The organism is Stetteria hydrogenophila (assembly GCF_054657575.1).
The window spans coordinates 175,964-195,422 of sequence record NZ_BAAHYL010000002.1 but is presented as its reverse complement, the minus strand read 5'-3'; the positions used below and the strand labels follow the sequence as shown (position 1 = coordinate 195,422).

Here is a 19,459-nt window from a genome sequence, read left to right as displayed (position 1 = left end):
CCCCGGCCCATACTTTACAGTCATGGAAGGGGTGTGTGCGTGTGACCCTTTTCCCTAGGAAGAGGTTCCCCGTGCTAGCCAGGGACATCATGAGCACCCCGCCTGTCACCGTCGACGAGAAGACCCCGCTCAAGGAGGCCGCGAGGAGGATGTGCGAGTCTAGGGTTGGAAGCGTGCTCGTCGTCAACTCCGAGGGGCGGCTCGTGGGGATCATAACCGAGAGGGACCTGATCTGCCTCGCCTACAAGGAGGAGGGCATGGACTTGCAGGCCTGGATGGCTATGACCGAGAACCCCGTCACCGTAGGCCCCGACACTCCGGTGGACGAGGTCGTGGAGAAGATGGCCAGCTCTGGCGTGAGGCACCTGCCAGTAGTGGATAAAGACGGGAGGCCGCTGGGAGTCATAAGCGTCAGGGACGTCCTCGGGCTCCTACACTTGTTAACCAGGCTCGCCTCGAAGTAGAGCCCCCCGGAGCCCCCCGGGGAGGAGTGGTGCGGGGGGTGGGATTCGAACCCACGCCGGCCTACGCCAACGGGTCTTGAGCCCGCCCCCTTTGGCCGCTCGGGCACCCCCGCGCCGCTTGAGAGTCTTGGGGGCTCCGGGGGGTTTAACCCTCTACCCGCCCTGGGAGGGGCTTGCTCCCCAGCCCGTTTTTGCCTCGCTAGGGCCCGCCTTCTGGCTGGCGGCGTCAGGACCCTGAGGCCTCCTCGGCCCCGCCCTGGGGCTTGGCTTCCTTGGCTCCCCCTGACGCCTCGGAGCCCTCGCCTGAGCCTTCCGCTCCCCCGGCCTCGCCGGCTTCCCGCTTCTCCTCCTTCTCCTTCTCCCCCTCCAGGGCTCCCCGGGCCTCCTCCAGGTTGACGGTGAACTTGACGGTGACCTTCTTAACGTCGCTGACTAGCTCTGCTACGTCGCTGATGAACCTGGCCAGCCTCGCCTCGAGGTCGCTGACCCCCAGCACGCTGGGCGGGAGCTTCACGAGGGCCTCGCCGTTGCTCAGCTCCACCTTGACCTCGCCCTCGGGGATGCCGATCCACTTGCTGGCCAGGTACTTCACTTTCTCCGCGGGATCCTCTATCTTCCTCGTCACCTCCAGCTCGATCTTGATCCTCTTACCCGCGAGCGGGTGGTTGAGGTCCACGTAGACGAAGCGCTCCGTCACCTTCGTGATCACGCCGCGCCTCCCGCCGACCTCGAGCTCCAAGCCCACCGCGGGCCTGATCCCCCTCTGGAGGAGCGTCTTCTTAGGCAGCCTCAGCACGAGCCTCTCGTCCCTCTCCCCGAAGGCCTCGCTGGGCTCGGCTATGATCACCTTCTTCTCCCCGACATCCATCTCGCTGAGGGCCTTCTCAACCGCCGGCAGGAGGCTCGTCTTGCCTATGACTACGAGCGTGGCCCCGTACCTCTTCCTTGCATCGTAGATGTTGTGCTTCACCGCTACCTCCTCGCGGGTCGTGTCTATGATCCTCTCCTCGCCGTCCTCGATAGCCCACAGGGTGTAGTTTACCAGCACGAAGTCTCCGTTCTTCAACGCCAAGACCCGCCACACCCCTCTAGCCCGAGCGCGGAGTCCATGCAGGGAGTCGAGCCAGCGCCCTCCCTACTTTAGCTTTAACCTTAGCCGCGGGGCGGGCGGCCCGCGCTTTAAGCCAGGAGGGCGCTGGAGGGCGTTGACCCCGGGGGTGGCGGTGGCGAGGCACGGCAGGCTCGTCGTCCCCGGCAGGTTCCAGCCACCCCACCTGGGCCACGCGAGGCTCGTCGAGCACGCCCTCAGCCTGGCCGACGAGGTTATCCTCGTCATCGGCTCGGCCCAGGAGAGCCACACGCTCGAGAACCCGCTCACGGCGGGGGAGAGGTTCCACCTTCTCAGGGTGCTCCTCGACGAGGAGGTCGACTCCTGGAGGGGCCGGGTCTACATAGTGCCGGTGATGGATATCCAGATGAACGCGGTCTGGGTCCAGTACCTGAGGATGCTCCTCCCCCCCTTCGAGGGCGTCGTCTCCGGGAATCCCCTCGTGAGGGTCCTCTTCGAGGAGATGGGGTACGCCTCCTATAAGCCGCCGATGTACAGGAGGGAGGCCTGCAGCGGGAGGAGGATCAGGGAGCTCATACTCCAGGGGAGGAGCGAGTGGCGCAGCTGCCTCACCCGGGGCCTGCTGGGGGAGTTGGAGAGGCTCGGGTTCGAGGAGAGGCTTAGGAGGCTCGCCGAGACAGACGAGGCAGGGTGACGCGGCTTGGCCAGGGTCGCGGTTATAGACGGCTCGATGGGGGAGGGCGGGGGGCAGATCCTCAGGACCGCCATCGCGTTGAGCGCGGTCACCGGCATACCGGTGAGGATCTACAACATCAGGGCTAAGAGGAGGAACCCGGGGCTGAGGCCTCAGCACCTCACAGCCGTGAAGGCGGTCGCGGAGCTGTGCGGGGCCAGGGTTGAGGGGGCCCGCGTCGGGAGCATGGAGCTAACCTTCACCCCCGGCCGGGTGAGGTCGGGGTCCTTCAGGTTCGACGTGGGCACCGCTGGCAGCGTCTCCCTGGTGCTCCAGGCGCTCCTCCCCGTCCTCGCGTACGCCCCGGGCCCCGTCGAGGTGGAGGTGAGGGGCGGCACCGACGTCCCGATGGCTCCCACGATAGACTACGTCAGGTTCGTGCTCGCCGGGATCCTCCGCGCCGCCGGCTACGAGTTCGAGGTCCAGCTCATCCGCCGCGGCCACTACCCGCGCGGGGGCGGGGTGGTTAGGGTCAGAGTCGACGACCCGCCCGGCGGCTTCAGGGCGGTCCGCTTCACGGAGAGGGGCGGCCTCAGGGCGGTGAGGGGGGTGAGCCACGCGGTCAGGCTCCCCAGGCACGTCGCCGAGAGGCAGGCGAGGGCGGCGGCTGAGGTCGTGAGGCGGGAGCTCGGCGTCGAGGCCGAGATAGAGCTGGACGTGCCGGAGCCGGGGAGGGATCCCCACCTAGGCCCCGGCAGCGGGATCCTGGTCTACGCGCTCTTCGACGGCAGCATCATGGGGGGCGACGCCCTCGGGGCGAGGGGCAAGAGGGCGGAGGTCGTCGGCCGCGAGGCGGCGGAGAAGCTGGTCGAGGACGTCAAGACGGGGGCGGCGCTGGACAGGTACATGTCGGACATGATCATAATCTACGCCGCGCTCGCCCGCGGCGTGAGCGAGTTCACGGGGGCGAGGCTGACCATGCACGCTTGGACGGTGCTCAAGCTGGTCGAGGCGATGGTGGAGGGGTTCACCTACAAGGTTGAAGGCAGCATAGGGGAGCCTTTCAAGGCCACAGTCCACGGGCTCGGGGTCACCCGCTAGCCCGCTGGAGGAGCTTGAAGGCCTCCCTCAACGCCTCCACCGCGGAGCCCGGGTCGATCGCGGAGAGCCTCGGGTGGCAGCGGTCCGCCACCCCCTCCTCCTCCAGCCTTCTGCAGACCCGGATCGCCTCCAGGAGCCTCTCCTCGGGGGCGGCGTCAGCCTTGTTCACCGCGGCCACGAGGGGCTTGCCCCCGGAGAGCTGCTTAACGTTCCTGGCGAGAGCCTCCTGCCTCTCGAGGCCCATGTAGGCCTCGACTGTCGGGTCGAGCAGGAACAGCATGACCCCCTGGAGCTCGGAGAGCGCGGCGGCCGCCCTCCTCTCGACGGGGTTCATCTCCTCCACCGGCCTGTCGAGGATCCCCGGCGTGTCTATGACTTGAACCTTGACCCCGTCAATGGTGGAGTGGCCTATGTGGATCTCCCTCGTGGTGAAGGGGTAGGGTGCAACCCTGGGCCTGGCTCTGGAGACGCTGCGCACGAACGTCGACTTACCCGAGCTCGGGGGCCCCGCGACTATGACCGTCGGGAGGCTCGGGTCGATCGCGGGGAGGTCGGAGAGGAAGACCACGAGGCTCCTGAGGAGGGCGAGCTGCCTCCTGCACCTCTTGAGCTGGGAGAGCATCCTCCCCCGGGCCTCGGCTGAGAGCCTCTCCAGCTCCCTCCTGTCCTCGGCGGCGAGGAGGAGGAAGCGGTACTTCTCCCAGAACTCCCCCGCGAGCTTCCTAGCCTTGGCTATGCACCTTATGGCCCTGTGTATCTCCCTCCTGTCGAACTCTATCTCGATCAGCCTCCAGAAGAAGGGGTGCAGGGTGTCGAGTATGCTGAGCAGGTCCCTTATGAAGTTCGTCTTCGATATTATAATGTTGTACACGGTCTGGAGCCTGGCCACCTCCCTCTCGTAGGGCCTCTTGCCCCTCCCCTTCGGGTACCTGGAGCCTATCCTCTCCAGCACCTCGTCGTACGTCGGCACGTGTATCCTCTTAGCCCTCGACGCCGGGTCCCAGGTCTCCTCCGCGGCCTTCAAAAGCGTACCCTTGAAGGTTGAGCCGTCTCCTAGGCCTTATATTTGGCGAGCGCGCTCCTGATAGTCCTCACCGGCAGGCCCGTCGCCTTCCTGGCGAGCTTCAGAGCCCTGCGGGAGGGGATCCCGGCCCTCACCGCCGCCCTGTAGACCGAGACGGCCACGTCGACCCTGAGTCCCACGGGCTCCGGGCTGGCGAGCATAGCCCTAATGCTCCTCCTGGGAGGGGAGGGGGGCCCCGACTCCACCCCGTGGAGCTCGCCCCCAGGGATCCAGTAGTGGTCGGCGTCGCTCCTCGCCGGGCCGTCGTAGATTATCTCGTCCACCACCGCCCCGCAGCTGCTGCAGACCACGTAGCCGCTCCTCTCGTCCCACACCATCCTCGTGCTCCCGCAGACGGGGCACCTGTAGACGCCGCGCACCACGGCCACCCTATGGGGAGGGGATCCCCTGGAGGGCATTGTTGAGGAGCCCTGGACCCCCGCTGCCCTAGGCGGTCCCCCTCATCCCCGGAGACGTGGCCCGGGAGCCGGAAGAGCCCTCCCCCCGGGGCCCGCGGCGGGCTCCTCCTAAGTCTAAGTCTAAGCCATTAAACCCCGGGAGGCGCCGGGTGGGGCTTGGAGGGGGCGCTGGAGGAGTGTCGACGCCCTACTATGGCGCCACGGCGGTGGGCATTAAGACCCGGGCCGGCGTGGTCCTGGCGGCTGATAAGAGGATGAGTTACGGAGGCTTCGTTATGAGTAGGAACGTGAAGAAGGTACACCCCGTCACTAGGAGGGTTGGCATAGCCATAGCCGGCTTCTACGCGGACATGCACGGGCTCATAAGGATCCTGGAGGCCGAGATAAGGTACTACGAGACCAGCAACAGGGTGGTGATGCCGCTCCGCGCCGTGGCCAAGCTGCTCTCCGCCATACTATACTCCAACAAGTTCTTCCCCTACTACGTCGAGGCTATCGTCGGCGGCATCAACGGGGACGGGGAGCCGAGGATCTACGTCCTAGACCCCGTGGGCGCTATAACCGAGGAGGACTATATCGCCGTAGGCTCGGGCGCCACGGTGGCCCTCGGCGTGCTTGAGAGCTTCTACAAGCCGGACGCTAGCATTGAGGAGGCGGAGGACCTCGCCGTCAAGGCGATGAGGGCTGCGATAGCTAGGGACTCGAGCAGCGGGGACGGGATAGACTTGCTGACAATAACCCCCGACGGCTACAGGGAGAAGACGATTAAGCTGAGGGTGGTCACGTCCTGACGCCGGGGAGCGGCTGCGAGCGTTTGAGGAGCCTCTTCTCCCCCCAGAGGGCGGCGAGAGCCCAGGAGCTGCTGAGGTCCAAGCTCGTCCTAGAGGGATCCCCCTCGCCGAGGGTGGTCGCCGGGGTCGACGCGGCCTACTCTAGGAGGGGCGGCGTCGAGGTGGGCTTCGGCGTCGCCGTGGCCCTGGAGTGGGGGTCCTGGAGGCTGCTCGCCTGCAGGGTCGCCGTGGCCGAGGCCTGCGTGCCCTACATCCCTGGGCTGCTCGCCTTCAGGGAGATGCTGGTCATGGCCCCCGCCCTCGCCAGCCTCAGGAGGGCCGTAGACTTCGACCTGGTAGTGGTGGACGGCCACGGCATCGCCCACCCCAGGGGGCTCGGGATAGCGTCCCACGTCGGCGTGGCGTTTAACAAGCCCTCGATAGGCGTGGCTAAGAGGAGGCTCGTCGGCAGGGAGGTCGAGGAGGGCGGGGTAGTCTACATCGTCCACGAAGGCGTGAAAGTCGGCGTTGTGCTGAAGACGAGGAGGGGGAGGAAGCTCTACGTGAGCCCGGGGCACCGCGTGGGCCTAGCCGAGGCGGTCAGGCTGGTGGAGGAGATGCTGGGCGACGCCAGCCTCCCCAGGCCGGTGCTGGAGGCCGACAGGATCAGCAAGGCGGTGAAGAAGCTCGCCCCCGCCAGGCCCGGGGGGAGGGTGATTGTCACGGAGTGCCCCCGCCTCCCCTGGAGTCTTGGTTGAGGATCTCCCTGCAGAGGGGGGAGAGGCATATCCTCCTAACTATGTCGCTCGACGACCTCAACCCCCCCGCGAACACCCGCTTGCCTTCGAGCCTCTCAACGCGGGGCCTGAAGCCGAACCGCTTCTCCACCTCCCCAGCCAGGCGCTCCGGGTCGAACGGCTGGTCGGGGCCTAGGAGTATCACGTGCGGCCTCACCCTGCCGACGGGAGCCAGCATGTCCTCGGGATCCCCCAGCATGGCCTTGTAGACGTAGCGGACCGCCGACACCAGCTCGAGCCTGACGTCCTCCGGGAGTATGGGCCTCTTCCCCTTCATCTTCTCAACGTTCGAGTCCCGGGCGACGACCACGTAGACCCTGCCGTGCCGGGCGGCTTCGCGGAAGAGGTGCAAGTGGCCGGGGTGGAGTATGTCGAACGTCCCGGCTACGAGGACCCTCCGCTCCACCTCCTCCCCCGCGGGGCTCTCCCACCTGGCCTCGGCGACGCCGAGGTACTTCAGCGAGTCTATGAGGCCCTCGGCGTACGAGACCGCTGCCAGGGCGGTCTCGCAGTCCCCCCTCTCAAGGTAGTAGGCGGCGTCATCGGCGTACCTCCTCGCAGCGTCGAGGAGGCCCCTGTAGCGGGGGCCGAGCTCCCCCTCGAGGCCCTCGAGGGCTTCACGCACGCCTTTGAGGTACCGCCTTACCCTGGCCTCGCACGGCTCCACGGACAAGAGGCGTACCCCCGGCTGGACTCGGGGGCGGGGTTGAGGAAGCGTAGTGGCGGGCCCGCCGGGATTTGAACCCGGGACTTCCGCCGGGCGGCCAGGGACGCTGACCGCGTCGTCTACGGGTTAAGAGCCCGCCGCTCTACCAGGCTGAGCTACGGGCCCGCCCTTGAGGCCCGGAGCCCCTAGCACGTGCCCGGGGTTTAAAAATGTGACTCTACCTCAGCATGAGGTCCCCGTACTTCTCCGCGAGCTCAACGCTCGTCTTGACGTCCACGAAGAGCCTTGAGGCCTCCTCGACGTCCTCCCTCTCCACCTTAGTCTTACCCTTCCTCATAGCTATCACCCTCGACGGCTCCAGGAGCTGCACGGCGTAGCGGAGGCTCTTCTCCACGCCGATGTCGGCTAGGAGTTCGAGGGCGTCCTCGCTGAGCGGGATCTCCTCCTCGTCCGCCCTGATCTCGATTATCGCCTTGATCTCGTCGCGCGTGTAGGGCCTAGTTGTGACTATGAGTAGCCTGTCGAGTATGTCGCGCGGGATCCCGTGGGGGGACACGATGTCCGTGCCCCTGATCTTGGTCATGCCCCTGTTGGTGGCGAGCACTATGAGCGGCGCGAACTCGCTCTCCATGGCCTTGGAGAGGAAGGAGAACGCCTCGAGGTCGAGTATGTGGGCGTCGTCTATGAAGAGCACTCCGGGCACTATCTCAGCCTTGCCCTCGTCGAGGAGCTTCTTGACAGTCTCATCCGCCCTCCTGCGCACCTCGTCGTCTATCTCCCTCTCCGACGCCAGCAGGCCTAGGAGGCTTGTCGCCACCGCCTTCTGGGCGGCGATGCTGACGTCTATGTCGTGGAGCGTGAAGACGCGGACGACGTCCTTCCTCTTCTTCACGGGGCCGCTCGGGATCTCCACGGTGCGGTACAGGTCGACGTCGAAGGTGCGCCTGGCCCTCCCCTTCGCCCTGCCGATCCTCCTCACCGCCCCGGTGTCGGCGTCGATCATTATCACGTCCCCCTTCTTCACGTTGAGGCTTATGAGCTGCTCGGCAATCTCCGGGCCGAGGGTTAGCTTCATGCTGTCATCCGTGGTCTCCAGCGTGATCTCGGCCCCCGCCAGGACGGGGTAGGGGTAGAAGGCCGACCTGCCCCTCAGGTACTTGAGGCTGGCCACCACGCCCTCGTAGACCGTCCTCTGCTCCCTCACCTTCACCCCTATCGCCTTCCTGAAAGCCTGCATGAGCACCTCCGTCTTCTTCTTCTCGACGCTGTAGATCTCGCTGGCGTTGATCGCGACGAAGGGAGTGTCCTCGCCGAGCTCCCTAGCGATCGCTATGGCGAGCGCGGTCTTCCCGGTGCCGGGCGGGCCGGCGATGAGGATCCCGCGGCCCGAGAACTTGCCCTGCTTGACTATCTCCACAACTACGCCAGCCGCTTCCCTCGCCTTCTCCTGGCCGACGAGCCCGTCGGCGATCTTGATCGCCTTACCATTCTCGTCGAGGCCGAGCCCCCTAATGTGGCTGTGGATCGACACCCTCCTCGCAGCCGCCGCCCTAGGCCTCAACTCACCGCTAAGCCCGCCACTCAACCCTGCATCCACCCCTCCAAGCGCTCCACGCTCCTCCAAGCACCCGGGTGCCCGAGGGGGTCTAGTAAGCTAATTACCCCTACCGCGCCTTGAGGGGGTGCGGGATGAAGAGGCCGACATAGCTTGAAGCCCCCTAGACCCACGCGGGGGCCAGTGATAGGGGGTCGATAGTCTGACCGCCGCCCCGCTAAACCTCCAGGCCCCCCTCGGGCGCTCGCCGGCCGCGGGATCCCCCGGCCAGTCCTAGACTGGCACCACCGCATCCGGGTGCAGGGATCCCGGGGGGATGCGAGCGGGGCGGGCAGGCGTTCACGGGCGTTGCCCGGGGGGAGTGGTGGCATGCAAACGCTGCGATAGAAACGTTATTATGCTTCCGCCTCCTAGGCGCTTCCCTAGCCCGCGGCGAGGTGGGTGGAGTGGGCGGCAAGCACGGGAAGTACGTCTATGTGCGGCGCAGGGACGGTTGGTTCGTGAAGGTTCGAGTCTTCAAGAATAGGAGCGACGACGACCCGGAGAAGTACCTCATAGTCGGCCCTAAGGTTAGGGAGCCCCCCCTTACTTTCAAGGTGATCCACGAGAACGAGTTGCCGGAGGAGGTTAGGGAGAAGCTCTACTACGCCTAGACCCGCCGGAGGCCCCGGCCCGACGCGCCTGGGGGCCCTCGCCTGCAGCGGCGGGGCTTGCCAGCGAGCCTGGTGTGGGTTATGCCCGGTAAGCCCCTTGTCTCCGTGGTTCTCCCGACTTACAATGAAGCGGAGAACGTGGCCGGGATTATCGATGCTCTCGAGCGCGTCCTCACCCACGCCGGGTTCGAGTACGAGATAGTCGTGGTTGACGACAGCTCCCCCGACCTGACGTGGGTCAGGGCCCTCGAGAAGGGGTCCCCGAGGGTTAGGGTGCTGGCTAGGAGGGTCTCCAGGGATCCCCCGCTGGGCGGGGGGCTTGCCTCGGCTATACGCGTCGGCGTCCTCCACGCCCGCGGGGAGTTCGTGGTGGTCATGGACTCGGACTTCCAGCACCCGCCCGAGGTGGTGCCTAAACTGGTGGAGAAGGCGCTTGAGACAGGGGCCGACGTCGTGATAGCGTCCCGCTACGCCAGGGGCGGCGGGGTGGAGGGGTGGAGCAGGCTCAGGCTCCTCATGAGCCGCGCCGCCTCCCTCCTCGCCTGGGTCGCAATACCGCAGGCGAGGGCGACTAGTGACCCCATGAGCGGCTTCTTCCTCCTCCGCAGGAGCAGGGTGCTCGACACCGTCGAGGCCATGAAGCCGAGGGGGTTCAAGTTCCTCCTCGAGCTCCTCGCCCGCTCCCCCAGCTTGAGGGTGGCGGAGGTGCCCTACGTCTTCAGGAGTAGGGCTGCGGGGAGGAGCAAGCTGGGCTACAGGGCCATACTAGACTTCCTAGTCCACACCGCCCTCCTCTCCCCCATGACTCGGTTCGCCGTCGTCGGCCTCATCGGCACCCTAGTCAACCTGGCCGTGATGAAGGCGGTGCTCGGCGCCACGGGCCTCGTAGACGCCGCGAGCCTTGCCGGGATAGAGGCTGGGCTCCTCTCCAACTTCGCCTTGAACGAGGCGTGGACCTTCAGGGAGCACAGGCGGGGATCCCTCCCCGCCCGGCTGGCCGGCTACCACCTCGCCTCCGCGGGCGGGGCGCTTGTGACGTACGCAACCATGAAGGCTCTACACGCCCTTGCTGGCGTAGACCCGCTCCTGGGCCAGTTCACCGGCATAATCGCCGGGTTCCTCGTTAATTACCTTGCGTCATCCACGGCGGTGTGGAGGTGCGGGGTTGAAAGGGTTGAAGGTGGAGGAGTACGAGAGGCTCAAGGCCGAGATTCTCTCGTGCACCAAGTGCCCCCTCCACAGGACGAGGAAGAACCCGGTGCCAGGCGAGGGCCCCCTCGACGCTGAGGTCATGATCGTCGGCGAGGCGCCCGGGAGGAGGGAGGACGAGCTCGGCAGGCCCTTCGTCGGCATGGCCGGCAAGCTCCTCGACGCACTCCTAGCCAGGGCAGGCCTGCGGAGGGAGGAGGTCTACATAACAAACGTCGTCAAGTGCAGGCCCCCGGGGAACAGGGATCCCAGGCCAGAGGAGGTGGAGGCCTGCCTGCCCTACCTGGTGAGGCAGATCGCCCTGATAAGGCCCCGAGTCATCATCGCCCTCGGCAGGATCGCGGGCTCCACGCTCTTCAGGCTCGCCGGGCTCAAGTGGAGGGGCGTGAAGGCGGAGCACGGCCTGGCGTACAACGCCGTAGTCGCCGGGGTCCCGGTGACGCTCACCGCCACCTACCACCCGGCGAGCGCCCTCTACAACCCCCAGCTCAGGAGGGTGCTGGAGGAGGACTTCCAGGGCCCAATAAAGGAGGCCGTCTCCAGCCGGGGCGCCAGGGCTAGGAGGAGCCTGGACGACTTCCTCTAGCCCCTCAGAGCCTCGAGAGCACGGCCTCCTCCACCCTGCTAACCCTGCCCGCCACCCCGGCCGCGTAGCCGGCTACGAACGCCAGCGCCGCCAGGGCCACGGCCTCGGCGGCCCGCGGCAGCCCCGGCTGGGGGGCGCCGCCCGCTCCCGGGTGTCGTGGGCCGCCCAGCCCGGCGGCCTTGGGTGCGAGGTATGAGGGGGTGCAGAGCGTGAGCATCCTTGTTATAACGAGGGAGAACACAGCGGCCTCGAGGACACGCACCGCTGAGAGCACGTCGCCGTCGCTGAGCAGCACGCCGGCGTACTCCACGTAGGAGGGGGCCAGCACGCTGTAGACGCCGCGCAGGGCGTTCACGGTGGCGAGTGCCTCGATGACGTTCTCCAACTCGTTGACGTACTCGTTGAGGACGTCCGGGGCCTCCCGGGACGCGCTGAAGTAGAAGATGTAGTAGGAGGCCTCGCTCAGCGCCTGCCTCAGGTAGCCTATCGCCGAGACGTAGTCGCCCGCCTCAAACTCCTTCACGCCCCTCGAGTGGATGTAGTCAATAATGTTTATCGCCGCCTCCACGTCTCTTGAAGTGAAGGGGTTCTCCCTCCCAATGCTCTCTAGGAGGCTGGCGGAGTAGTTGACGGCTACGCCGGAGTACTCGAGCAGGCGGGCCGCGAGGAGCCTCAGCGCGCCCCTGTCCACGAGCGCGCCTGTCCCGTTAACCGCCTCGGCGGCCTTGATCCAGGTCCTCACGCTCTCCAGCCTGGCCAGGGCGTAGCTGGCCTCGCTGGTCGCGTTATCATTCAAGCCGTCCCTGAGGAGGGTCTTCGCTTTGAGCACTGCGGACTTCGCGTCGGCCAGCCTCGTGTAGGCGACGCTGAGCAGCTCGGCGGCCTGCCAGGAGGCCGGGCTGGCGGCCATCGAGCCCTCGAGCTCGTCGACCTTGCTCTCCACGCTCGAGATGAACTCGGCGACTTCGGAGGCGTCGCGGAGCTCGGCCTGCATCCTGAGCGCTAGCGCTTTGTAGAGCGCCGTGAATGCCAGGCTGGCCGCGCTGTAGGGCTTATCCCCGGCCAGGTCTAGCGCCCTGCTCGCCAGGCCCTCTATCTGCTCGTACACCTCCCGGGGGACGGAGGCCATCCTCGATGCCTCGGTCAGGTTGCCCTTGGCGTACTCCGCCATCTTAACGGCCTCCCTCGCCATCACCTCGGCGTATGCTTCAGGGTATCCCATCTCAACGTCCACCCTCAGGGGGGCGGAGTAGTTGGCTAGGAGCCTTAGGCCGCTGAGGAGGCCCGTGAGGGGCCGGGCCCCGCTGCAGGACGAGGCGTCGGCCTTGTTGGCCATGGGGTAGAGGAGCGTTAGCCCCCTCTCCTCGGCGGCCCTGCACTTCTCCGGGACCCCGCCAACGCTGCTGTCCAGGCCGTCGGGCGACACGGCCCCCGTGATGGCGTACCCCTTGAAGGCGTCCTCGACGGGAAGGGGTAGGAGGAGAGCAGCAACCGCGAGGGCGATGGCGAAGCTCCCGCTAGGCCCCTCCAGCGTGCCCCTGGAGTGGAAGTGGACGCTGAGGTCCAGAGTGTTCCAGTCGACGCCCAGCAGGGCGGAGGCTGTGAGGAACGCCATCCTGGCGCTGTTAACAGTAGTGGCCCCGACGCTTCCCCCATCGTTCTCGACTTTAACCGAGCCGTTCCCGGGGAAGGTGAGGGTGACCGTCACCTCTATCACGTCCCCCTTACCCGTATCCGTGACCGCGGGGACGTAGAGGGTCACGGACCGGGACACGCCGGCCCCGCCCTGGGGCGCCTGGGCCCACGCCACGGGCGAAGCGGCCGCTAGGACGGCGAGCAGGGCCAGCGCTATCGCAGCGAGTCTCTTCAACGCCGGCAGGCACCCCCTCCAGGTTGAGGCCTTGATTGCTAAAATACTAATTTAGTGCCGGGGCCGGGTTTAACGATTTGGGCGAGCCTGGGGGTGCGTGTGGTTGGCTAAGAAGAAGGCGGGCCAGGAGAAGAAGGGCGGGGAGCAGAAGGGCTCCAAGGAGCTGAAGATAGTCACGATCCAGGTCGTGACCAGGGATAGGGTCCTCAGGAACCCGAGGCAGATGGGCCTCCTCTACGTGATAGACACCTTCGGCCCCCTCTTCGAGCGGACGCTCCAGGAGGTGGTCTACGAGCTCCAGCAGGCCGGCGCGGACTTCGGCTACGACTTCAAGATCATAGGGGGGACCCCCTACAGCCCCACGCTGAAGAGCGACCTCTCGGCGCTCCTCTACGTCGGGTTCGTGGAGGCGAACCCCAGACTGCTGAGGAGACTCCAAACCACCAACGACGGGAAGGAGGCTCTGGAGAAGCACGGTGCCCCCCAGGGCCTGGTGAGCCTTGTGAAGCAGCACTTCGAGCAGTTGAAGAACAAGGCCTCCCTCATCGACAGGCAGATCGAGCTAGAGGTAAGGAGGCGCATGGCGGAGACGGCGAGGCCTAGGAGGAGGTTCCCCTTCTAGCCCCGGGTTGGAGGAGCTGGGCCTGGATGGGCCTGCACCCCTGGCTGAGGAGCCACGCCGCCAGGGGCTCCCTGTTTCTAGTCTACGGGCCCCCGGGTTCGGGGAAGACGGCGCTGTCCCTCGAGCTGCTCAGGTTCTCGGAGGAGGAGCTGGGCCTGGACACCTGCCTCATCGCCACGGAGACTGGCACGCTCCTGGCCGTCCGGCACCGGAGCTGGGCCCCCGGGGCGGTTGTTGAGGCCTACTCCCTCCTAGACCTCCTCCAAGCGGTGGTCGAGTGCGCCGGGAGGGGCGCGGCCGTCGCGGTGGACTCGGCTAACAGCCTCTACAGGGTGGAGGGGGCGTCGATCGACGCGGGCGCCATGCTCTCCCTCGCCTCCGCGCTCCTCAGGAGCCGCAGCGGCCGAGGCGTGCCCGCGGTGATGACCGCCCAGGTCTCGCTGGACGGCTCCGAGGTGCCCGGGTGGAGGTTCATGGCGCCCTGGGCCAACGTTATACTTAGGATGGAGGCCCGCGGGGGCCGGAGGATCGTGGTGGGGGAGAAGCCGTCGAGGATGCTGCTCGAGTACAGGATCGGGGAGGGGGGCGTGGTGGAGTGGATCTAGCCGGGGCCGCCGCCTGCATCCTCGAAGCCTTCAAGTACTACCTCCCAGCCTACGTCGCCAACGCCGCCCCAGTAGTGGTCAAGGGGAAGAGGCCCATAGACGGGGGGCGCCTGTTCATCGACGGCAGGAGGCTGCTGGGGGACGGGAAGACCTGGGAGGGCCTCGCCGGAGGGATCCTGGCCGGCGCCCTCGTGGCGGCCCTCCTTGCAGCACTCCTCAGCGAGCCGAGCCTAGTCCCCCTGGGCCTCGTCGCCTCGGCCTCCGCTCTCCTAGGGGACATGGCCGGCTCCTTCATCAAGAGGAGGCTCGGGCTGGAGAGGGGCCAGCCGGCCCCGCTGCTGGACCAGCTAGACTTCTACGCCGCCGCGACGCTCGGCCTCTACCTCGCCGGCGCCAGGCTAAGCCTTGGCGCAGTGCTGGCCCTAGCCGTGGTCACCCTGGCGCTTCACAGGGCGACCAACTACGCGGCCTACAAGCTGGGGCTGAAGGACGTCCCCTACTAGGAGCCGCCCCGGCGCCGGGGCGGGGGGCTAGCAGTCCTCCGGAATCTCGCCCGCCAGCTTCTTCATCATGTACCTGTACTTCAAGTACTTGTCCTCAGGCGAGAACCTCGGCGGGTGCGGCACCTTCACCGGCCCCCCGCAGCGGGGGCACGCGTCCCTGCGGAGCGTGTACGCCCCGCACCTCGTGCACTTCCTGAGCAGCCACTTCAACCCCTCCAGCCTCCGCGCCTAGGTCTTGAGCCTCTCGAACTTGAACGTCACGCCAAGCTCCTCCGCGGTCTCTCGGGCCTTCTCGACCGCCTGCGCCAGCGCCTTCTCCAGGATCTTGTAGTCGTGGCCGGTCAGGTCGATCCTGTACCGCGGGGCGCCAAGCGTGTAGATCCTGACCTTCACGTGCTCGGGGTCGACGCTGAGAGCAGCCTCCCTCGCTGCCTGGAGGACCTTCTTCACCCTCTCTATCCCGTCGCTTGCGAGGCTGGTGAGGGTGAACACCCCCGATATCTTGACTTGGCGCACCTCGATCCTGGTCTTGGCGGTCTCGTATATGGCCTTCGCCCACTCCTCCGGGATCCCGGCCTCGAGCAGGGGCTCGATGCCGTAGATCACGGCCTGCTCCAGGGCGGTTAGGGCGTCCCCATAGTAGTCGTTGAGCTTCCAGAGTATCTTGTGGGCCTCCTCGGGCTTGGCGCCCAGCTTCTCGGCGGCCCTCTCTATTATCGCGGCCGCCTTGAGCGTCCTCTTCCACCACATCATCTTGCGGCGGCGCTCGCCGTCGGTCACCCTCTTCAGGCTAACGTCCACCTGCCCCCTCTTCTTGTAGACCCTGATCACCTTCACCACAACCTTCTGGTTCTCCCTGAGTACCTGCCTGATGTTCCTCACCATCCTGGAGGCTATCTCGCTCCAGGGGAGGAACGCCCTGACCCCGCCGTACTCGTCAAGGTCAAGGTAGGCGCCGTAGTCGTATACCTCCTTGACGGTACCAACGACTAGCTCCCCAACATCCGGGAGGGGCTTCCTGGGCTTAATCGCTACAGCCACTACACTCCACCCGGTGAACCAGCTCAGGGGAGGGGTTTAGCTTTAGCTTTAGGCTTAGAAGCTTAGCGGGGGGCAGGGCTAGCCTAGCACGCGCTCGACCCTGCCCAGGATCTTGGCCTTCCCGCCGGTCGGCTTGACGAGGAGGGCGCCGCAGGAGAGGCACCTTGCGGGGAACGTTGCGTGGCTGAACACTACCTGCCTGTGCCCGCACTGGGGGCAGGTCACGAGTAGGAACCTGCTCCTCGGCTCGGGGACAAGGATCTTCCTCCTCTTCACCGCGGCTCACCCCCGGCTAGATGGCCGCCTCGACCAGCTCTATCCTCTTCAGCCTGATGTTGAGTATGTGCCTCTTGTACCCGCACTGGGTGCAGGTTATCCTCAGCGTGACCTTCTTGGTGACCTTCGCGAACCTCTTCTGCTCCGGCCTCCTCTTGCTGCCGTAGCCCTCCTGCTTCCTCATGTACCTCCTCTGGCCCTCAGCCATGCTCCTCCTCTTACCGTGCTTGTACACGGTCACAGTGTGAACCGTGTGGGTCCTGCACCTCGGGCAGTAGGTCCTAATCTTCTTGGGGAACTTCAACCCAGCCGCACCCCCCGCTCAGCCGCCTCCCCGGCGGTGGCGGGCGAGGAGCTTAATTATATTGCTCTCCACGGGCTCCGCCAGCCCCGCTGCGACTAGCCTTGCCGCGGTGCCTACGTCGAGCACCGCTGTCTCGCCGGCCTCGTACTCCGCCCCGTCTATGGAGACGTTGGAGCGGATCCTTGCCAGTATGTAGTCCCCCACGACCACCAGCACGCCGGCGATTAGGTCGCTGTAGAGCCTCGCGAGCCTCCTTATCACCGCGAATATGGGGGCGTCCACCCCCTTGTAGCCCTCGTCCCACGCGAGATCCTGGATCCTGGCCTTGGCTACGAGCCTCGAGGTAGGCTCGAGGAGGCGGAGGTACCTCTCCCTGTGCCTCTCGTCCAGGCAGTAGTTGAGGAGCGCCCTGCGAGCCTCCCTGACGTGGTCGACTGAGAGGGACTCGTGCATGCCGATGGCGGCCCTAAATGCTCCCCCAGCCGGTACTCTTCCTGACAACCACCTCACCCCCGACCAGGGCTAGGAGGCCCATCGAGGCGAGGGCGACCCCCACGTGGGCGGGGATGTCCGCCTCCTCGCCCCGGCGCAGCGCCACCCTGGCCCCCATGAGCCTGGTGTCAACGTCAGCCAGCGCTTTAACGGTGACCTCCCCGTGGAAGGGTGAGAGGGAAGCGGTGGGCTTGAAGCCTTCAGGGTTTTCGACGGGTACCGCGAGCATCGAGGCCTTCCCGTTGAGCGTGAACGGGATCCTCTCGAGCCTGCTGACGTCCTGCGTCACCTGGGCGTCAACGTGCACCGCGACCTCCTCGAGGAGGCGCTCGAGGGCCTCGAGGCCGCCGAGGCTCCGGAGGGGCTCGCCGCCCCTGGAGCGGAGCGCCCTAGCCAGCCACCCCCTCCACCCCGGGTCCTCGGGGGAGGGGGCCGCTGCGTCGAAGCCCCGCCTGGGCCTGGGGAAGAGCCTCGAGAGGTCCACCCCCCTCCCGGCGACGTAGTTCGCTATCAGCCTCCTCTCCCTGGCCCCGAGGCTGCTGCACCAGCCGCACGAGGCTATGACGTGGAAGCCCCTGTGGCCGGTGAAGAAGGCCTCCCCCTTGACGCCGAGGTCCCTCTCGAGCATCCTGAGCAGCCTGCCGGCCTCCCTTCCGGCCTTCTCCAGGCACTCGTCGCTCACCGTGGCGCCCTCGCATCCCGGGAGGTGGTCGGCGTCGATGTCGAACATGAGGTCCGAGCCCAGCCACCCCTTCTCCTCCATCGACGGGGCCTCGGGGAGCTGGTAGACGGCGACGGAGTAGTACGCCTGCCTGGGCGCCTTCTCAGCTAGGTAGCCGGCCACATCCTCCACGCTCTCGAAGGAGAGGTGCCTGACGTAGGCGTCCCCCTCCCATAGCTGGAAGGCGAACTCCCTCCTCCCAAAGTCCTGGGGGAGGAGTATGCTGGGGCGTAGCGAGTAGTAGGCCTGGTAGAGGTCCTTGAGCCTAGTGCGGCTCGTAACCCTTACCAGCGCGCTCCTCCTACTCGAACCTCGGCGATACATAGAACGTCAGCCTACCCCCTCCAAGGTACTCCAGGTCCACCCTCACCGGGGCCTCGGCGGCGTAGTGTATGCTAACCGTGTCGGCGGCCTGCGCCGCCGGCCTCATGCTGCTGAAGTACTCCATCGTGTACGAGGCTGTGTCGGGCGAGTCCGCCCTGTAGTCCAGCAGGGTCCCGTCGTCCACGCTCAGCTCGACCTCGCCCGACTCCACGTCGCCCACCGCCCTCATGATGAGGGCGTCCCGCCCCTCAACCGCCTGGAGCGCCAGGGCCTCCCCGACCACCTCCAGGTTAGCGATGGCCTCCCTGAACGTGGTCCCCATCATCTTAGCGTGGACGGTGTACTCTATCCTCGGCTCCCCGAGCTTCTCGTACGTCAGCAGCGTCTGGGGGATCTTGAAGATCCTGGTGCCCCTCCCCATCGAGGTGAAGGTGATCGTGATCCTGGACTCGTCGGCCTCCAGCACCAGGTTGTCGTCCTTCTCCGCGGCCCTCAGCACCTTCGTGAACTCCTTGAACGTGACGCCGAACGAGGCCTCCTCCCCGGGGACCTCCCACTCGTCGAACGCGTCGACGGGGTAGAAGAGGTCGACCATGGCGACGTGGCTCGTGTCGAGCGCCCTCAGCCTGAGGCCCTCGCTGCTGGCTACGAATACGCCCTCATCGATGATCTTCTCGATGGAGGAAACCATGTACCTCCACGTCCGTGCGTCTCTGAACCTGAACTTGAGCACGGCCAAGCCTCCCAGCACCCCTCGCAGTGTAGTGCATGCGCGGGCAGGCAATTAATGGGGTTGACAACCGCCCGCTTCACGGTTAAACATTAAACAGCCACTAAAGGGCCTGCTGCTTCATGCGGTGCGGGAGTTGGGGGACATAGTCGTCCTCGTGAAGGCCGCCCTCAACCCCGAGGCGGTCAAGTCGACCCCGGATGGTAGGGTTGACCTCGAGTCCACCCCCCTGAGGGTCAACGACGTGGACAGGAGCGCAGTGGAGGTAGCCGCTAGGCTGAAGGGCAGGCTCGGCGGCAATGTTTACTCGGTCACCATCCTCACCTGGGGTCCCGCCTCTCGGAGGGAGCGGGAGCTGAGGATGGTGGTCCAGGAGGCCCTCGCGAAGGGCGTGGATAAAGCCTTCATCCTGGCCGACGACGAGCTGGCCCCCGGCGACCCGGTGTCGACGGCGAGCGCTGTGGTATCCATAATCAAGGGGGAGGGGCTGGAGCCGGACCTGATAATAGCGGGGGAGGCGAGCGTCGACTGCTACACCGGCCAGGTCGCCGGCCGGGTAGCCGCCAAGCTAGGCCTCCCATTCATCAGCTTCGCGAGGAGGCTCGACGTGGAGGAGGGCAGAGTGGTGGCTGAGAGGAACCTCGAGGACCGCGTGGAGGTGGTCGAGGCCCCGTTGCCCGCAGTTGTGAGCGTCACCGGGGAGATAGCCTCCCCGAGGCCGCCGACGCTGCTCCAGATAAGGAGGGCAGCCGGGAAGCCCCAGGTCTGGCTGAAGGCCTCCCAGCTCGAAGGCCTGGCCAGGCCGAGGAGGGAGATAGTGGATGCGAGGCTCCTAGCCGTTGGGAGGAAGCGGGTCATCATCGAGGGGGGCAGCCTCGAGGAGGTGGCTGAGAGGCTCCTCGACGCTCTGGAGAAGGAGGGGGTGCTCCGCATCTAGAGGGTGGG

The 19,459-nt window shown here is 66.4% G+C and carries 25 protein-coding genes and 2 tRNA genes; 12 read left to right on the top strand and 15 right to left on the bottom strand.

From position 1 onward, the window contains the following. Positions 1-41 precede the first annotated feature (41 nt). The gene (locus tag ACYQ3J_RS04425; protein ID WP_460125171.1) at positions 42-464 is read left to right on the top strand and encodes a CBS domain-containing protein; all 423 of its coding nucleotides are present in this window, start codon (positions 42-44) and stop codon (positions 462-464) included. Positions 465-491: 27 nt separating this feature from the next. Here ACYQ3J_RS04425 and ACYQ3J_RS04420 read toward each other — a convergent pair. Next, positions 492-577, bottom strand: a tRNA-Leu gene (locus ACYQ3J_RS04420). A 113-nt stretch (positions 578-690) separates the two neighbouring features. Next, positions 691-1,536: an FKBP-type peptidyl-prolyl cis-trans isomerase gene (locus ACYQ3J_RS04415; protein ID WP_460125168.1), complete on the bottom strand. Its 846-nt coding sequence runs from the start codon at positions 1,534-1,536 to the stop codon at positions 691-693. Positions 1,537-1,669: 133 nt separating this feature from the next. Between ACYQ3J_RS04415 and ACYQ3J_RS04410 the strand changes: the two genes are divergently transcribed. Both ACYQ3J_RS04410 and rtcA read left to right on the top strand, forming a co-directional pair. Continuing rightward, positions 1,670-2,227, top strand: coding sequence for a nicotinamide-nucleotide adenylyltransferase (locus ACYQ3J_RS04410; RefSeq protein WP_460125165.1), 558 nt, complete (start codon positions 1,670-1,672; stop codon positions 2,225-2,227). 6 nt (positions 2,228-2,233) lie between these two features. Then, entirely contained in the window at positions 2,234-3,307 is a 1,074-nt protein-coding gene (gene rtcA / locus ACYQ3J_RS04405) for an RNA 3'-terminal phosphate cyclase (RefSeq protein WP_460125163.1), read from the top strand. Here rtcA and ACYQ3J_RS04400 read toward each other — a convergent pair. Continuing rightward, entirely contained in the window at positions 3,297-4,331 is a 1,035-nt protein-coding gene (locus tag ACYQ3J_RS04400; protein ID WP_460125160.1) for an NOG1 family protein, read from the bottom strand. The genes rtcA and ACYQ3J_RS04400 overlap by 11 nt on opposite strands. Before the next feature lie 29 nt (positions 4,332-4,360). After that, positions 4,361-4,750 carry a TFIIB-type zinc ribbon-containing protein gene (locus ACYQ3J_RS04395; protein ID WP_460125158.1) on the bottom strand — a complete coding sequence of 130 codons (390 nt, stop codon included), beginning with the start codon at positions 4,748-4,750 and terminating at the stop codon, positions 4,361-4,363. 188 nt (positions 4,751-4,938) lie between these two features. On the opposite strand from ACYQ3J_RS04395, the gene psmB reads away from it, so the two are divergent. Both psmB and ACYQ3J_RS04385 read left to right on the top strand, forming a co-directional pair. After that, the gene (psmB, locus tag ACYQ3J_RS04390; protein ID WP_460125155.1) at positions 4,939-5,580 is read left to right on the top strand and encodes an archaeal proteasome endopeptidase complex subunit beta; all 642 of its coding nucleotides are present in this window, start codon (positions 4,939-4,941) and stop codon (positions 5,578-5,580) included. Between the two features lie 23 nt (positions 5,581-5,603). Further along, the gene (locus ACYQ3J_RS04385; RefSeq protein WP_460125153.1) at positions 5,604-6,317 is read left to right on the top strand and encodes an endonuclease V; all 714 of its coding nucleotides are present in this window, start codon (positions 5,604-5,606) and stop codon (positions 6,315-6,317) included. Here ACYQ3J_RS04385 and ACYQ3J_RS04380 read toward each other — a convergent pair. The 3 genes from ACYQ3J_RS04380 to ACYQ3J_RS04370 form a co-directional block, all read right to left on the bottom strand. Then, complete coding sequence (locus ACYQ3J_RS04380) at positions 6,280-7,023, bottom strand: DUF357 domain-containing protein (protein WP_460126213.1); 744 nt, start codon at positions 7,021-7,023, stop codon at positions 6,280-6,282. The genes ACYQ3J_RS04385 and ACYQ3J_RS04380 overlap by 38 nt on opposite strands. Positions 7,024-7,076: 53 nt before the next feature. Next, positions 7,077-7,188, bottom strand: a tRNA-Lys gene (locus ACYQ3J_RS04375). A gap of 52 nt (positions 7,189-7,240) precedes the next feature. Then, positions 7,241-8,608, bottom strand: a complete 1,368-nt coding sequence (locus tag ACYQ3J_RS04370) for a RuvB-like helicase (protein WP_460125151.1) — start codon at positions 8,606-8,608, stop codon at positions 7,241-7,243. Positions 8,609-9,024: 416 nt separating this feature from the next. Here ACYQ3J_RS04370 and ACYQ3J_RS04365 point away from each other — a divergent pair, with 416 nt between their 5' ends. From ACYQ3J_RS04365 to udg, 3 genes are all read left to right on the top strand, one after another. After that, positions 9,025-9,231 carry a DUF5622 domain-containing protein gene (locus ACYQ3J_RS04365; RefSeq protein ID WP_460125149.1) on the top strand — a complete coding sequence of 69 codons (207 nt, stop codon included), beginning with the start codon at positions 9,025-9,027 and terminating at the stop codon, positions 9,229-9,231. An 81-nt stretch (positions 9,232-9,312) separates the two neighbouring features. Further along, positions 9,313-10,518, top strand: coding sequence for a glycosyltransferase (locus tag ACYQ3J_RS04360; RefSeq protein WP_460125146.1), 1,206 nt, complete (start codon positions 9,313-9,315; stop codon positions 10,516-10,518). Further along, positions 10,412-11,026, top strand: a complete 615-nt coding sequence (gene udg / locus ACYQ3J_RS04355) for a type-4 uracil-DNA glycosylase (protein ID WP_460126211.1) — start codon at positions 10,412-10,414, stop codon at positions 11,024-11,026. The genes ACYQ3J_RS04360 and udg overlap by 107 nt, the downstream gene beginning before the upstream one ends. A gap of 4 nt (positions 11,027-11,030) precedes the next feature. Here the strand turns inward: udg and ACYQ3J_RS04350 are convergent, their stop codons facing one another. After that, positions 11,031-12,896, bottom strand: a complete 1,866-nt coding sequence (locus tag ACYQ3J_RS04350; RefSeq protein WP_460125142.1) for a S16 family serine protease — start codon at positions 12,894-12,896, stop codon at positions 11,031-11,033. A 103-nt stretch (positions 12,897-12,999) separates the two neighbouring features. Between ACYQ3J_RS04350 and ACYQ3J_RS04345 the strand changes: the two genes are divergently transcribed. The 3 genes from ACYQ3J_RS04345 to ACYQ3J_RS04335 are packed head-to-tail and all read left to right on the top strand — an operon-like array spanning position 13,000 to position 14,626. Continuing rightward, positions 13,000-13,518, top strand: coding sequence for a hypothetical protein (locus ACYQ3J_RS04345; protein WP_460125139.1), 519 nt, complete (start codon positions 13,000-13,002; stop codon positions 13,516-13,518). A gap of 26 nt (positions 13,519-13,544) precedes the next feature. Beyond that, positions 13,545-14,123 carry a P-loop NTPase family protein gene (locus ACYQ3J_RS04340; RefSeq protein WP_460125137.1) on the top strand — a complete coding sequence of 193 codons (579 nt, stop codon included), beginning with the start codon at positions 13,545-13,547 and terminating at the stop codon, positions 14,121-14,123. After that, the gene (locus ACYQ3J_RS04335; protein WP_460125135.1) at positions 14,114-14,626 is read left to right on the top strand and encodes a CDP-2,3-bis-(O-geranylgeranyl)-sn-glycerol synthase; all 513 of its coding nucleotides are present in this window, start codon (positions 14,114-14,116) and stop codon (positions 14,624-14,626) included. Before ACYQ3J_RS04340 ends, ACYQ3J_RS04335 begins: the two co-directional genes overlap by 10 nt. 27 nt (positions 14,627-14,653) lie before the next feature. On the opposite strand, the gene ACYQ3J_RS04330 is transcribed toward ACYQ3J_RS04335, so the two are convergent. From ACYQ3J_RS04330 to ACYQ3J_RS04300, 7 genes are all read right to left on the bottom strand, one after another. Next, entirely contained in the window at positions 14,654-14,836 is a 183-nt protein-coding gene (locus tag ACYQ3J_RS04330) for an RNA-protein complex protein Nop10 (RefSeq protein WP_460125132.1), read from the bottom strand. 18 nt (positions 14,837-14,854) lie between these two features. Next, the gene (locus ACYQ3J_RS04325; RefSeq protein WP_460125129.1) at positions 14,855-15,667 is read right to left on the bottom strand and encodes a translation initiation factor IF-2 subunit alpha; all 813 of its coding nucleotides are present in this window, start codon (positions 15,665-15,667) and stop codon (positions 14,855-14,857) included. 78 nt (positions 15,668-15,745) lie between these two features. Beyond that, positions 15,746-15,943 carry a 30S ribosomal protein S27e gene (locus tag ACYQ3J_RS04320; protein ID WP_460125126.1) on the bottom strand — a complete coding sequence of 66 codons (198 nt, stop codon included), beginning with the start codon at positions 15,941-15,943 and terminating at the stop codon, positions 15,746-15,748. A gap of 16 nt (positions 15,944-15,959) precedes the next feature. Next, complete coding sequence (locus tag ACYQ3J_RS04315) at positions 15,960-16,247, bottom strand: 50S ribosomal protein L44e (RefSeq protein WP_460125123.1); 288 nt, start codon at positions 16,245-16,247, stop codon at positions 15,960-15,962. Positions 16,248-16,265: 18 nt separating this feature from the next. Further along, positions 16,266-16,748: a hypothetical protein gene (locus tag ACYQ3J_RS04310; RefSeq protein ID WP_460125120.1), complete on the bottom strand. Its 483-nt coding sequence runs from the start codon at positions 16,746-16,748 to the stop codon at positions 16,266-16,268. Continuing rightward, complete coding sequence (locus ACYQ3J_RS04305; protein WP_460125118.1) at positions 16,714-17,784, bottom strand: DNA primase small subunit domain-containing protein; 1,071 nt, start codon at positions 17,782-17,784, stop codon at positions 16,714-16,716. Before ACYQ3J_RS04305 ends, ACYQ3J_RS04310 begins: the two co-directional genes overlap by 35 nt. After that, on the bottom strand, positions 17,762-18,517 hold the full coding sequence (locus tag ACYQ3J_RS04300; RefSeq protein ID WP_460126209.1) for a DNA polymerase sliding clamp: 756 nt from the start codon (positions 18,515-18,517) through the stop codon (positions 17,762-17,764). The genes ACYQ3J_RS04305 and ACYQ3J_RS04300 overlap by 23 nt, the downstream gene beginning before the upstream one ends. Positions 18,518-18,641: 124 nt before the next feature. On the opposite strand from ACYQ3J_RS04300, the gene ACYQ3J_RS04295 reads away from it, so the two are divergent. Then, on the top strand, positions 18,642-19,451 hold the full coding sequence (locus ACYQ3J_RS04295) for an electron transfer flavoprotein subunit beta/FixA family protein (protein WP_460125115.1): 810 nt from the start codon (positions 18,642-18,644) through the stop codon (positions 19,449-19,451). Positions 19,452-19,459 lie beyond the last annotated feature (8 nt).